This is a genomic window from Pseudomonas sp. KCJK9111, assembly GCF_046231935.1.
In the GTDB taxonomy this organism is placed as follows: Bacteria; Pseudomonadota; Gammaproteobacteria; order Pseudomonadales; family Pseudomonadaceae; genus Aquipseudomonas; species Aquipseudomonas parafulva_B.
Genome location: NZ_JBJJMO010000090.1, coordinates 1 through 12995 on the forward strand (window position 1 = coordinate 1; position 12995 = coordinate 12995).

A 12995-nucleotide genomic window follows, 5' to 3' on the forward strand; every position below is an offset into this window, starting at 1 on the left:
CTGGCACAGGCCATGCAACTACCGGTTTACCTGCCGCCAGACACATGGCGCAGACCTTTCGAAAAACAGGAGTGACTCACATGAAGAAGTTCGCCATTGCTGCCGCTACTGCTACCGCTCTGACCCTGACCATGGCCAATGCCGCTTTCGCAGCCCAGGCCACCCAGGCTCCGGTAATGCTGGCTGCCAACACCATTGATAACGCCAAGCAAGAAGGTTCCGACACCTGGATCACCACCAAGGTGAAAGCCGACCTGATGACTGAAAAAGGCGTTCCGGGCAGCGACATCGAAGTAGAAACCAGCCACGGCGTCGTGTCCCTGTCTTCTAAAGTAGCTGTTACCGAAGCCCAGAAAAAAATGGCTATCGATATCACTAAGAAAATCAAAGGCGTCAAAAGCGTAATGGCTGACGGCCTGAAAGCCGAATAAGGATTGTCCCGTCGGCCAAATGGATTTGGCCAGCTACAACAAAAGCCCCGGACTGTGCCGGGGCTTTTTGTGTGCGGTCTGATTAGGCCGTGCAGGCTTTGCATTAAGCCTGCCGTTGACAGTCAGTCGGCATCAAGATGCATCGGCGTCACGACGCGGCCATCTTTCTCGGGCTGCCCCAGGTGGGTATCGATAAAGTACACCCTGTCGTCCTCGAGCTTGGCCTTGTCCACCAGATAATCCTTGATGCTGCTAGCGCGCTCCTGCCCCAGGGTGCGTAACAGGGCTGTGCTTTCGGCCCAGGATTTGAGCACCGCGTTGCGAAGGTTGGCAGTGCGCGCGTCACGGTCAAGCTGCTCCCATTCGGCAGGGGGCTGCTGCTTGAGGCGGCTGCGATAAATGCCTTCGAGCATCGCTGGCTTGTCGGCTTCGTCGACCACCATCAGGGACGCACTGGCCGGTACCTTGTCGCCGCGCCGCTGCAGGATCTTGTACCAGGTGGCCTGATATTCCCGTTCCAGGCGCTGCTGGGCAAGGATGGGGCCGTCACTTGCCTGGGCGCTGGTGCCTTCGATTTCCAGGCGCAGTTCCGGCCGCTTTCTCAGGCCCTCGGCGAGCTTGTCCAAGGACGCCTGAGCGTCGCCTGCCAGCTCGCTGGACCCAGGGGCGAAAGCGACGGTGCCCAAGTCTTCGGCGCCGCCTCCGGCAACCAGGCCACCGATGAGCTTGAACGGTGCCTGCGCGGCGCGCAGCACAAGGTTGCGCAAGGTTTGCCACACGATCGGCATTACGCTGAACTGCGGGTTGTTCAGATCGCCCGCAACGGGCAACTCGATTGAAATCTTGCCGTGCGTATCTTTGAGCAGTGCCACTGCAAGGCGAATCGGCAGATCGACCGCGTCCGGGCTGTCTACCTTCTCCCCAAGCTGCAACTGCTCAACGACTACTTTGTTCTCGGCTTTGAGTTGGCCCTTGGTAATCAGGTAATGCAGGTCCAGGTTCAGCCGGCCTTTGCGGATGCGGTAGCCGGCAAACTTGCCCGAGTAGGGCGTCAGGGTAGTCAGTTCGACGCGTTTGAACACGGCGGCGATGTCCAGGCTCGCGAGCGGGTCGAATGGGTTGAGGCCACCTTTGATGGTGACGGGCGCGTACCGGTCGACCTTGCCTTGCACATCTACTGGGGCAGGGAGGGGCTTGCGGTTATCGATGGTGCCGACCTGGCCGTTGAGCTGTTGCACGGCCGTGGCGAAATTGGGCGTGAGCGACAGGTCGGCGAAGTTGGCCGAACCGTCCTTGATCACGATCTGGCCAATGCGGATACCGAGTGGCTTTTCCTCGGTGGCGCTTGCAGGCTGGGACTGGGCCTTGGCAGGCGCATCGGTTGGCTGTGGAATCAACAGGTCATTGATGTTGGTGGTACGGTCTTCATTGATGATGAAGCGTGCATAGGGCTGTTGCAGCGTCACCTTGTCGATCGACAGGGCATCGCCATGCACATACGTCAGGCCATCGAGGTTGACCTGCTGCCATTTGACGAAGTCCCGGCTCTTGATGGTGTCGAGGGTGTGCAACTGATTCACCTGGGCCTTGCCGCTCACCGTCAAAGCCAGCGGCGATGCGCTTTTCAGGTCCACCTTCAGGTCGCTGTCGAGCATGCCGCTGCGCAGCTCCAACAGAATGTAGGGGTTGATGTAGGCTTGCGCCAACCGCAGGTCGATGTCCCGGGTACCGACATCCAGCTTGGCCCACACCGGCGCCAGGTTGACCTGGCCCTGCCCTTGCAGGGTGCCTTGCTTGCCGATGCCGGTGTCGAACTTGACCGTGAAGGGCTTCTGGTTGAGGCTATCGAAGCCCTTCAAGTCAGCGTTCAAGGGGCCTATGTCCAGGGTGACCGGCTCTTTTTGCGTGCGGTCTGCCAGGTGCACGCGGTAGTTCCTGAGCTGGACATCGTTGAGCAGCACCTGCCAGGGCTTGCTCGGGGCCGCTGGCGTCTGCGGTGCCGCCGCAGGCCCTGCGGTGGGCGGCTCGGCCTTTTCTGCTGGCGTTGGCTTGCCAGGCTTGCCGGCAAACAGCACCTGCCAATCGAGCTGACCGTCCTTCTCCAGCGCCGCCCAGGTTTCGAGCTTTTCACTGCGCACTTTGCCGACCGTTACCTGTTGCTTGACCAGATCGACGGAGGCATCACTCAACTCCAGACTGGCGAGCCTTGCCAACGGGCGACCGTCCGGGGCCTTGATGGCAAAGGGCGCCACCCGCACCGACGCTTTTTCCAAACGCAGTTCGGTCTTGTCTGCCAGGTTGAGCCGATAATGCGTGCTCAGGCTGAGCTTGCCGTCTTCCAGCACCAAGGGCACGGCATCGCGCACATAGGGCCAGAACAGCTTCATCTTGCTGTCGCTGACCTTGAGCGTGCCTTCGGACGCGATAGGCGCCAGGCTCAACGTACCCTGCCAGTCGATGCGTCCACCGTTGGGGCCGTTGGCCACCATGGTCATGTCGGCATTGTCGTTGGCAAGGGTGCTGAGGTTCTTCAGCTCCAGGCCAAGGTTGTCATAGAGAAACTCGATCGGCTCGCTGGGACGCAGGTCTTCGAAACGCACAAAACCCTGCTCGAGCTTGATGCTGCCGATACGCAGCGGGAAAGGATCGCCTGGGGGTGCATCGGGCTCGCTTTTGCTGGTGGGCAGTTGGAAAAGGCGCGTGAGGTTAAGGGTGCCATCTTTGGCGAACAACACTTCGGTGCGCGGTTTGACCAGCTCGAGGGCATCAAGGTGCAGCGCGCCGGTCCACAAGCTGTCCAGCGACAGGTTGGCGTACAGTTTTTCGAAACCGACCTGCTCTTTGCCGGGCTCGCCGATCTGCAGGCCCCACAAGGTCAATTCGAGACTGAAGGGGTTGAACTCGGCCCGTTGCAAGTGGGCCGGCACCGTGGCGTAGTGGGCAAGCTGCTGGTTGGCGATACGCAGTGCCAGGCCCGGAAGAATGAGAAAGCCAAGCAGGCTGTACAGGGCGAGCAACGCCAGCAATGCGCCGATGGCGCGAGTCAGTCCTTTGTACATGAATCGCTTCGTCTGTCCGGTGCGGGATGCCTTGGAGTATGGCACGTTAAATCAGTTCCGCTGAGGGGCGCCCAGTGCTTATTCGATGCCCATGCGGCGCCTGGCCCTGTGCGCAGAGCCGTCGCGCATGGCCCATCGCAATACCGGGGCGGTGCCATGCATGCCCAGGCGGATCAACCGTTTTTGCCAACGGCCCTGTTCGAGGCCAAGCTGCTGTTGTGCCCAATGAGGCAGTAGCTCGATACCGGCGTGCAGCATCAGCTTGGCCACGGGTTTTGCCAGCCGGCTGGGCGCAGGGGCGTTGAGCAGAATACCGATGACTTCCTGGCTGCGGGCATCGCAGCTCAGCTGTGGGCGCATCTCATGCAGGTAGTGTGCGACCTCACGGCGCGAGCGGGGCACGTCCTGGGCGCCCAGACGCTCGGCGATCAGGGCGATTTCCTGGTAGTAGGCGTCCTGGTCGGCCAGGGACAAGCGGGGGTTGCGGTAGCGCAGGTGTGCGGCCAGAAAGCTGCTGACCTCGGCCACATGCACCCAAGTCAGCAGGTGGGGGTCGCTGGCTGCGTACGGGCGGCCATCCGGCGCCGTGCCTTCGACTTGGAGGTGTATCCGGCGCACTTTTTCGATCAACCAGTGCGCATCTTCGGTCGCGCCGAACGTGGTCCCTGAAATGAACTGACTGGTGCGCCGCAGGCGTCCGATCAGGTCATGGCGAAAGTTGGAGTGGTCCCAGACCCCGGCGAGTGCCAGCGGGTGCAGCAACTGCAGCATCAGCGCGCTGATGCCGCCGACCAGCATGCTAGGGAAGTCACCGTGCACGCGCCAACTGATGCTGTTGGGCCCGAACAGGCCAGGGTCGCCTTTGGGCGACTCCAGGTCGAGCTGGCCCAATGCCAGGCCGGTGAGGCTCATGGCTTGTTTTTCGATACGACGGCGAAGCGCTTCCATGGTGACCTGCAGGGCTGGGCAGCCTGGGAAGCGGCTGCCGGTTATCGGTTCAGGCGAGTGTCGATCAACCCTTGGACGACGCCCGGGTCGGCCAGGGTGGAGGTATCGCCCAGGCTGTCGAGCTCGTTGCAGGCGATCTTGCGCAGTATACGCCGCATGATCTTGCCCGAACGTGTCTTGGGCAAAGCCGGCGCCCATTGCAGTAGCTCGGGCTTGGCGAAGCTGCCTATCTCCTTGCTGACCAGCGCCAACAGCTGGGCTTTGAGTTCTTCATCGGGGCGGACACCGTTCATGGTGGTCACGAAGGCGTATACGCCTTGGCCCTTGAGATCGTGGGGGTAGCCCACCACGGCTGCTTCGGCCACGTTGTCGTGAAGTACCAGGGCGCTTTCGACCTCCGCCGTGCCGATGCGATGCCCGGACACGTTGATCACATCGTCCACGCGCCCAGTGATCCAGTAATGCCCGTCGGCATCGCGCCTGGCGCCGTCCCCGGTGAAGTAGTAGCCGGGCATGGGTTTGAAGTAGGTGTCGACCATGCGTTGGTGATCGCCATGGACAGTGCGAATCTGCCCAGGCCAGCTGGCCTTGATCGCCAGCAGCCCAGCCCCTTGACCCTCGATGACCTGGCCTTTGTCGTCAAGCAGCACCGGCTGCACGCCGAACATGGGTTGGGTGGCGCAGCCAGGCTTTAGGGACTGGGTGCCGGGCAGTGGCGTGAGCATGATGCCGCCGGTCTCGGTCTGCCACCAAGTATCGACGATGGGGCAGCGGCGCTGTCCGACCTCATTGAAATACCAGTGCCAGGCTTCCGGGTTGATCGGTTCACCCACGCTGCCCAGCAAGCGCAGGCTTGCACGGGAGGTACTTTGCAGGGGCGCATCCCCTTCGCGCATCAGGGCGCGCAGGGCGGTGGGTGCGGTGTAGAAGATGTTGACCTGATGCTTGTCCACGACTTGCCAGAACCGCGAGCTGTCGGGGTAGTTGGGCACGCCTTCGAACATCAGCGAGATGGCGCCATTGGCCAAGGGGCCATACACGATGTAGCTGTGGCCGGTGACCCAGCCGACGTCGGCGGTGCACCAGAAGACTTCCCCCTCCCGGTAGTCGAACACCACGTCGAATGTCATGGCCGCTTGCAGCAAGTACCCCGCCGTGGTGTGCAGCACGCCTTTGGGTTTGCCGGTGCTACCGGAGGTGTAGAGGATGAACAGAGGAGCCTCTGCCTCCATGGGTTCGGGTGGGCAAGCTTCGTCGACCTGCTCGATGGCGTGGTGGTACCAAAGGTCGCGATTATCGTCCCAGGCGACATCACCCCCGGTTCGCCGCACTACCACGACGGTACTGACGGCCGGGCAACTGGCCAACGCCTTGTCGACATTCTGCTTGAGGGCGATTCGTTTACCGCCGCGTACGCCTTCGTCAGCGGTGATGACGGTACGGCAGTCGGCGTCCAGGATACGGTCACGCAGCGCGTCCGGGGAAAAACCACCGAACACCACAGAGTGAACAGCGCCTATGCGCGCGCAAGCGAGCATGGCGAAGGCGGCTTCGGGGATCATCGGCATGTAGATGCACACTCGGTCACCTTTGGCCACGCCTCGCGACTTCAATACATTGGCCAGGCGACACACCTGGCGGTGCAGTTCACGGTAGCTGATGGCCTTGGTATCGCTGGGGTCGTCGCCTTCCCATAGCAGGGCGGTCTGCTCGGCCCGCGTGGCCAAGTGGCGATCGATGCAGTTGTAGCTGACGTTCAGTTGGCCCCCGTCGAACCAGCGGGCCTGGCCGGTGCGCAGGTCCGATTGTTGAACCTGTGACCAAGGCCTCATCCAGGTCAGGCGCTGCGCTTGAGCGGCCCAGAAGGTGTCCGGGTCTTCGACCGACTGGCGGTACAGGCGGTGGTAGTCGTCCTGGGTGAGGGCTGCCGCCTGGCTGACGGCGAGGGCGTGCGGGTATTTTCGAATATCGAACATGGCGGTGGTCCTGCTCTTGTGAGGGGCGAGGGACGGCAACGGCTAATGGGTAGGACAGTTTTGCGGGGAGGGGTGTTCCACCGGTTCGGCGATTGGGCGGGTACGGTCGATAGGGGCTATGAAGCCGTCGACTGGTCTGCTGTAGAGGCTTGGACCACGTGCGATGGGCGCTGCGCAGCAGCCCCGGCAATTGCCCAGGGGGCGAATTGCAGAAGCTGCGGCGCATCTCTTGATGCCTTGCCTGGCGAGCACAAGCCCTGCCAGGTAGAGGTCTGATCAGCCGCGATGGCGGCCGCGGAAGTAATTGATCAGGCCTTGGGTAGAGCCGTCCTCGGCCACCTCTTCCTGGCTGCCTACAAGACGCTGGTACACGCCCTTGCCCAGTTCCTTGCCCAGTTCCACGCCCCATTGGTCAAAGGCATTGATACCCCAGACCACGCTCTGCACGAACACCTTGTGCTCATACATGGCCACCAGGGCACCCAACCGGCGTGGGCTGATACGCTCGACCACCAAGGTGTTGCTCGGGCGATTGCCCGGGATGACCTTGTGCGGGGCAAGCTTCTGCACCTCGGCTTCGCTCATGCCCTTGGCACGCAGTTCGGTCTCGGCTTCTTCTCGCGTCTTGCCCAGCATCAGCGCCTGGCTCTGGGACAGGCAGTTGGCGTACAGCCATTGGTGATGGTCGGCTACCGGGTTGAAGCTGACGACCGGCACGATGAAGTCGGCCGGGATCAGCTGCGTGCCCTGGTGCAGCAACTGGTGATAGGCATGCTGGCCGTTGCAGCCCACACCGCCCCAGATCACAGGGCCGGTCTCGGTTTTCACCGGGGTGCCGTCCTGCAGCACGCTCTTGCCGTTGGACTCCATGTCCAGCTGTTGCAGGTGCTTGGTGATGTTGCGCAGGTAGTGGTCGTACGGCAGGATCGCATGGCTGCTGGCACCCCAGAAATTGCCGTACCACACACCCAGCAGCGCCAGCAGCACGGGCATGTTCTTCTCGAACGGCGCGCTCTGGAAATGCTGGTCCATGGTGTAGGCACCGGAGAGCAGTTCCTTGAAGTTGGCGGTACCGATGGCCAGCGCAATGGGCAGGCCGATGGCGGACCACAGCGAATAGCGACCACCGACCCAGTCCCACATCGGGAAGATGTTCTCTTCGCGGATGCCAAACGCCACGGCGGCGGCCTTGTTGCTGGAAACGGCGATGAAGTGGCGGTACAGCTCGGCTTCCGAGCCGCCCTGGGCCAGGTACCAGGTACGCGCGGCCATTGCGTTCTTCAGGGTCTCGAGGGTGTTGAACGACTTGGACGAGACGATGAACAGGGTGGTTTCGGCGCGCAGGCTGGCCGACAGTTCGTGGAACTCGCTACCGTCGATGTTCGCCAGGTAATGGCAGCGTACACCGCGCTGGGCGTAAGGCATCAATGCTTCGGATACCAGTTCCGGGCCGAGGAACGAGCCACCGATACCAATGTTGACCACGTCGGTGATGGGCTTTTCGCTGTAGCCACGCCACAGGCCATCATGAATGCGGCCGACCAGCTCGGTGATCTGGTTGAGCACCTTGTGCACTTCGGGCATGACGTTCACGCCGTTGACGCTGAGCTTGTCACCCACCGGGCGGCGCAGGGCAGTGTGTAGCACCGGCCGGCCTTCGGAGGCGTTGATGATCTCGCCGTTGAACATCGAAGTGATGGCGTCCTTGAGGCCCACTTCGTCGGCCAGGTTCACCAGCAGGTCACGTGTCTGTTCGGTGATCAGGTTCTTGGAATAATCCAGGAACAGGCCACAGGAGCTCAGGGAAAATTGTTCGAAGCGCTGAGGATCGGCGGCGAAAGCTTCTCGCATGCTGAAGCCTTGCATGGCATCGCGGTGCTGCTTGAGCGCCTGCCAGGCGGGTAGAGCCGTGACATCGTGGGGGGTACGGTAATACGCCATTGCGCGGGGGTCCCTTGGTCCGTGGTGATGCGTTGGACACGGCAGTCATTGCCGGGTTCAGGCTGGCATCATTATAGGCAAAGGCCTGGCGCTGGGAATGGGGGGCGCAAAAGTAGATGGGGTGCCTAGACACCCCAGGCCGTTCAGGCCGTCTTGTCCTGCACCTGCACGTACAGGTTGTCGATCAGGCGGGTGTTGCCCAGGTAAGCCGCCGCGATGACCACCAGGTCTCGGTCATCGACCATGGCCGGGCGCAGGGTCAGGGCATGCCGTACTTCCAGGTAATCGGGGCGCAGACCGGCTGCGCTCAATTGGGCCTGGCCGTCGGCCACCAGCGCGGCGAAGTCCTTTTGGCCACGGGCGATGGCAGCTGCCATCGTCTGGAGCACGCGATACAGCACAGGCGCCGTTGCCCGCTGCTCGGCGGTGAGGTAGCCGTTGCGCGATGACAGTGCCAAGCCGTCTGCGGCGCGCACCGTAGGCAGCCCCATCACCTGGATGGGCATGTTCAGGTCGCGCACCATGGCGCGAATGACTGCCAGCTGCTGATAGTCCTTTTCGCCAAAGACCGCGAGATCAGGCTGCACCATGTTGAACAGCTTGCTGACCACGGTGGCCACGCCTTCGAAGTGCCCTGGCCGACTGGCGCCGCACAACCCTTCTGACAGGTTGGGCACGCTGACCCGCGTCTGCACGCTCATCCCGTCCGGATACATTTCGTCCACGGCAGGGGCAAACAGCAGGTTGCAGCCCGATTCGACCAGCAGTTGCTGGTCGGCTGCCAACGTGCGGGGGTATTTGTCCAGGTCTTCATTGGCCCCGAACTGCAGCGGGTTGACGAAGATGCTGGCAACCACGAAGTCGGCGCATTGCGCAGCCTTGACCACCAGGGCCGCATGGCCACTGTGCAGGTTGCCCATGGTCGGCACGAAGCCGATGCGCTTGCCTTCGCTGCGGGCGCGGGCTACGGCGGCGCGCAGCTCCCGCACGGTCTTGACTGTATTCATGCGCTGAACCCGTGTTCACTGGCGGGGAACGTGACTTGCTTGACGGCCTGGACATAAGCGGCGAGGGCGCTGGCGATGTCAGGCTGGCCGTCCATGAAGTTTTTCACGAACTTGGGTACCCGGCCGCTGAGGGACAGGCCGAGCATGTCATGCAGCACCAGTACCTGGCCATCGGTGGCGCTGCCGGCACCGATGCCGATGACCGGGATGCGCACGGCCTGGGTGATCGCTGCGGCCAGCTCGCTGGGCACGCATTCGAGCAGCAGCATGGCGGCGCCTGCGGCTTCAAGCGCGATGGCATCGACCTGCATCTGCCGGGCTTGTGCCTCCAGGCGACCTTGTACCTTATAGCCGCCGAGCACATTTACGGTCTGAGGCGTCAAGCCCAGGTGGGCGCATACAGGCACGCCACGCTCGGCCAGCAGCCGGATGGTCTCGGCTAACCACGCTGCACCTTCGATCTTGACCATGTGGGCGCCTGCCTGCATCAGCGCCGCGCTGTTGGCGAAGGCTGATTCGGGCGTGGCGTGGGCCATGAACGGCAGGTCGGCGAGAATCAACGCGCCGTGATTGCCGCGCTTGACTGAGGCGGTGTGGTAGGCCATGTCTGCCGTGGTGACTGGCAAGGTGCTGTCATGGCCTTGCAAGACCATGCCCAAGGAGTCGCCCACCAGCAGGACGTCGACGCCGGCCTGGCTGGCTGCCTTGGCGAACGTCGCGTCATAACAGGTCAGCATGGCGATTTTTTCACCCTTGGCTTTCAGGCCATTGAGGGTGGAAAGGGTTACTTCAGGCATGTAGAGAGTTCCTCATTCTGGCGCCAGGGGAAACGACTGCATGCAACCTGAGTAGTCATCTTCCGCAGCGGCACATCATCGCGCGTGATGTTCTGGCACAGGTCCGTCCGGGCCTCGATAGGGGTGCGCAACACGGGGGTGCCACGCGGGTCGCCTATAGTCGTGAGCGAAATGAGGGAAGTCAATCACCCTGTTACCGCATTGTTACGATGAGGGTGTTACTGGCGTTACTGCCCTAACGAACGGCCGGTTACAGGCGTTCGAGGCCAATGTATGGGCAGGCGGCGAGCAGTTGGGACAATTGGCGGCCATCGGCAAGCCGGAAGTCTGCAGGGACCAGTTCGGCCAGTGGATAGAGCACGAAGGGCCTGGCATGCATGTGATAGTGCGGTACCTGCAGGCGCGGCAGGTCCAGCACCTGGTCGCCGTACAGCAGAATGTCCAGGTCGAGGGTGCGCGGCCCCCAGCGTTCCTTGCGCACCCGGCCCTGGTCGTTTTCGATGGCCTGCAAGGCATCGAGCAGGTCAAGGGGCGCCAAGGCGCTGTCGAGCGCGGCGACGGCATTGGTGTAGCGGGGCTGGCCCGGCAGTAGCGAATCGCTGGTGTACAGCGCCGAAGCGGCCACCAGACGCGTCGCCTGGACCTGATCGAGTGCGTCCAGCGCGCTGCGCAACTGCTCGGCCGGGGCATCCAGATTGCTGCCCAGGCCGACGTACACGCGGATGCTCACTCGAAGGCCTCTTCACCACCGCGCTTGCGCTTGCTGTTGCTGCGCTTGCGCTTGCGGGACGCACCGCCTTCATCACGGCTGCCCAGGTCGCGGATCATGTCGCGGCGCTCGCTGTCATTGGCTTCCTGATACTCGGTCCACCACTGGCCAAGGTCATCGGTTTCTTCGCCAGCGCTTTCGCGCAGCAGCAGGAAATCGTAACCGGCACGGAAGCGTGGGTTGTCCAGCAGCATGTCGGCGCGTTTACCGCTGCGGCGCGGCAGGCGTTCCTGCATGTCCCAGATCTCGCGGATCGGCAGGGTGAAGCGCTTGGGAATGGCAATGCGTGCGCACTGCTCGGCGATCAGGTCATGGGCTGCACCGTTCATGGCCGGAATCGGCGGCACCCCTTGGTTCTGCAGGTGCAGAACGCGCGCTGGCAGGGCAGGCCACAGCAGGGCTGCGAACATGAAAGCAGGCGTTACCGGCTTGCCTTGCTTGACGCGCAGGTCCGTATTGCTCAACGCTTGGCTGATCAGCGTGTGGGTATAGGTGGGGCGGTCCTCCAGCGCCTGGGCACTGGCGGGGAACAGGGGTTCGAACAGCTGCAGGTCGACCAGCATTTCGAACGCCATGGCGCCCTGGCCCGAAAGGAACAGCTTCAGGCTCTCTTCGAACAGCCGCGCCGGCGGTATTTCACGCAGCAACGGTGCCAGTTCGCGAATCGGCTGGACGGTGTGCTTTTCGATACCGAAGTCGAGCTTGGCTGCGAAACGCACCGCACGCAGCATGCGCACTGGGTCTTCCTGATAGCGATGGGTAGGATCGCCGATCAGGCGCAACAGGCGATTGCGCACATCGTGCACGCCGTTGGCGTAATCGAGAATGCGCTCGCTCACCGGATCGTAGTACAGCGCGTTGATGGTGAAGTCGCGGCGCTGCGCGTCTTCTTCCAAGGTGCCATACACGTTGTCGCGCAGGATTCGCCCGCTGGCATTATGGGACGAGCGGTGGCTGTCGCCCTGATCGTCCTCGGAGTGAGGGGCGCGGAAGGTGGCGACTTCAATGATTTCACGGCCGAAATGCACGTGAACCAGCTTGAAGCGGCGGCCGATGATACGCGCGTTACGGAACTCGGCACGCACCTGTTCGGGGGTGGCGCTGGTGGCCACGTCGAAGTCTTTCGGCGTGATGCCCAGCATCAGGTCGCGGACACAGCCACCGACCAGATAAGCCTGGTAACCGGCGCTCTGCAGGCGCTCGACAATGTTCACCGCATGGCGGCTGAACTGGTGGCGCTGCAGCGAATGCTGGCTTTTGTTGATCACCTCGGGCGTAGTACGCCGGTGGTGCTGGCCCGGTACGGGCGGGCGGAACGACTGGAACAGCTTCTTCAGCATGGGATGCACTGTTTGAAGGAATGTTCGGCCAAGAATATGAGAATGGCCGCATGATGGGCGGGGATTCTAGCATTTACTCGCGGGATGGTGTAGGCGGTCGCAGAATGCCTGCCCAAAGGCAGAAACGACAAGGGGAGCCTAAGCTCCCCAAGAAGTCGTTGCGTGTGCTCTTATTGTTTTTTTTGCGGGCTTCTTGTTTTTGTTGAGTGCCCTGCCACTAAGCGTGAAGCTTGTGGACGACCCCCAAGCCAGGGGTAAAGAGCAAACGGATTGCTTTGGCCGCTGATGTCACGTTGATCGTAGATCCATCCAGTTCAGGTGCTGCTTTATAGTGCAGTTTTTGTTGTTCTCTGCCTGGGTGTGGGGCAAGCCCCAAACATGCATCCTCTCCAAAAGAATCAGTTAGCTGCGCCTCCGCCGTCTTGTTCTTATTGTGCGTGAGTCGTTTCGTCTTGTTCTTATTGTGGGTTGCAGTGCTTGTTATTGTTTTTGTACTAAGCATATAGCAGAAGGCGTGCCAACTTTGGCTAGCCCAGCAAATCCGGGGGTTTGGCTATTTTTGCAGGGAAGCATGCCAAGTGCGCGGCGTGTTTTTCGTTACCGTTTACCTCGGCAACTGTTACGCACCTGCAGGCAGGTAACAGATTTTTGCGGCGGGGGGGGGCGGGGGGGTGAGTCGGTGGCGCCGTTTCGGGGAGGAGACGCGCCTGGGGGGCGCGAACAGGCG

Annotated in this window: 9 protein-coding genes; 1 reads left to right on the top strand and 8 read right to left on the bottom strand. The window is 62.1% G+C overall.

Features of this window, described 5'->3' with window-relative positions; genetic code table 11:
• The first annotated feature begins 80 nt into the window (after positions 1 to 80).
• Positions 81 to 431: a BON domain-containing protein gene (locus ACK59L_RS20230; protein ID WP_182140066.1), complete on the top strand. Its 351-nt coding sequence runs from the start codon at positions 81 to 83 to the stop codon at positions 429 to 431.
• A 122-nt stretch (positions 432 to 553) separates the two neighbouring features.
• On the opposite strand, the gene ACK59L_RS20235 is transcribed toward ACK59L_RS20230, so the two are convergent.
• The 8 genes from ACK59L_RS20235 to ACK59L_RS20270 all read right to left on the bottom strand — a co-directional run bounded on the left by ACK59L_RS20235 (position 554) and on the right by ACK59L_RS20270 (position 12268).
• On the bottom strand, positions 554 to 3490 hold the full coding sequence (locus ACK59L_RS20235; protein WP_409275633.1) for a DUF748 domain-containing protein: 2937 nt from the start codon (positions 3488 to 3490) through the stop codon (positions 554 to 556).
• Between the two features lie 78 nt (positions 3491 to 3568).
• Complete coding sequence (locus ACK59L_RS20240) at positions 3569 to 4438, bottom strand: oxygenase MpaB family protein (RefSeq protein ID WP_409275635.1); 870 nt, start codon at positions 4436 to 4438, stop codon at positions 3569 to 3571.
• Positions 4439 to 4479: 41 nt separating this feature from the next.
• Entirely contained in the window at positions 4480 to 6414 is a 1935-nt protein-coding gene (acs, locus tag ACK59L_RS20245; protein ID WP_409275637.1) for an acetate--CoA ligase, read from the bottom strand.
• 276 nt (positions 6415 to 6690) lie between these two features.
• Complete coding sequence (gene pgi / locus ACK59L_RS20250; protein ID WP_100850859.1) at positions 6691 to 8355, bottom strand: glucose-6-phosphate isomerase; 1665 nt, start codon at positions 8353 to 8355, stop codon at positions 6691 to 6693.
• A 143-nt stretch (positions 8356 to 8498) separates the two neighbouring features.
• Positions 8499 to 9362: a pantoate--beta-alanine ligase gene (panC, locus tag ACK59L_RS20255; RefSeq protein ID WP_167338624.1), complete on the bottom strand. Its 864-nt coding sequence runs from the start codon at positions 9360 to 9362 to the stop codon at positions 8499 to 8501.
• A complete protein-coding gene (panB, locus tag ACK59L_RS20260) occupies positions 9359 to 10159 on the bottom strand; it encodes a 3-methyl-2-oxobutanoate hydroxymethyltransferase (RefSeq protein WP_409275640.1) in 801 nt (266 codons plus the stop codon). The genes panC and panB overlap by 4 nt, the downstream gene beginning before the upstream one ends.
• Before the next feature lie 250 nt (positions 10160 to 10409).
• Positions 10410 to 10889 carry a 2-amino-4-hydroxy-6-hydroxymethyldihydropteridine diphosphokinase gene (gene folK, locus ACK59L_RS20265; RefSeq protein WP_058604749.1) on the bottom strand — a complete coding sequence of 160 codons (480 nt, stop codon included), beginning with the start codon at positions 10887 to 10889 and terminating at the stop codon, positions 10410 to 10412.
• Positions 10886 to 12268 carry a polynucleotide adenylyltransferase PcnB gene (locus tag ACK59L_RS20270; protein WP_145253489.1) on the bottom strand — a complete coding sequence of 461 codons (1383 nt, stop codon included), beginning with the start codon at positions 12266 to 12268 and terminating at the stop codon, positions 10886 to 10888. Before ACK59L_RS20270 ends, folK begins: the two co-directional genes overlap by 4 nt.
• Positions 12269 to 12995: the final 727 nt, after the last annotated feature.